The sequence below is a fragment of the Paenibacillus provencensis genome, assembly GCF_042678545.1.
GTDB lineage: Bacteria > Bacillota > Bacilli > Paenibacillales > Paenibacillaceae > Paenibacillus > Paenibacillus provencensis.
The window spans coordinates 1-664 of record NZ_JBHTKX010000026.1 but is presented as its reverse complement, the minus strand read 5'-3'; the positions used below and the strand labels follow the sequence as shown (position 1 = coordinate 664).

At 40.4% G+C, this 664-nt stretch carries 1 protein-coding gene; it reads left to right on the top strand.

Annotated elements, in window-relative coordinates; translation table 11 throughout:
- On the top strand, positions 1 to 431 hold a 431-nt coding region (locus ACFQ3J_RS27055; protein WP_379294432.1), incomplete at its 5' end, for an S-layer homology domain-containing protein.
- Positions 432 to 664: the final 233 nt, after the last annotated feature.

Here is a 664-nt window from a genome sequence, read left to right as displayed (position 1 = left end):
TTGAATTTGTATCGCTACTTGTAAGAGCGCTGCAGCTGGAGACCGATGAGACCATTGAATTGACGTTTCACGATACGAATGAGACCGAGTGGTATGCTGAGGAATTGAAAATTGCACTCGCTAATCAGGTGGTCAAAGGATTTAGTGAGACAGAATTTAGGCCTGAAGAGATGATCACGAGAGAACAAGCATCTAAAATGCTGGCCAATGCACTCTACGGACCGATGATACCGGAAGGAGAGGTTGAATTCACGGATGTAGAAGAAGTATCCAGTTGGGCAAGATCCGAGGTCATTGGTTTAGGCGTCAATCAATTAATTCAGGGATACCCGGACGGTACCTTTAAACCAAAAGGGAAATTGACGAGAGCTGAGAGTGCAGCAATGATTTATCGGATGTACGATACAGTATTTGGTATACCTTTAGAATAATACGAAAAAGAACGGTAGTTATGGTGTTGTGCACCTAAACTACCGTTCTTTTCTTCATTAATTTGATTTATCTCTTTCAAAAAGTAATCGTTAAGATGCTCAATAAAGGGTAGCGTCAAGAATTTTGTGTAAATAAAAATAACCTTTACTTGTAGCAGTTGAATTACGTGTTGCTTTTGAACATGGCTTGTAGTTCTGCACGAGCTTGGTCAAAGCCAATATGACATCTTGTA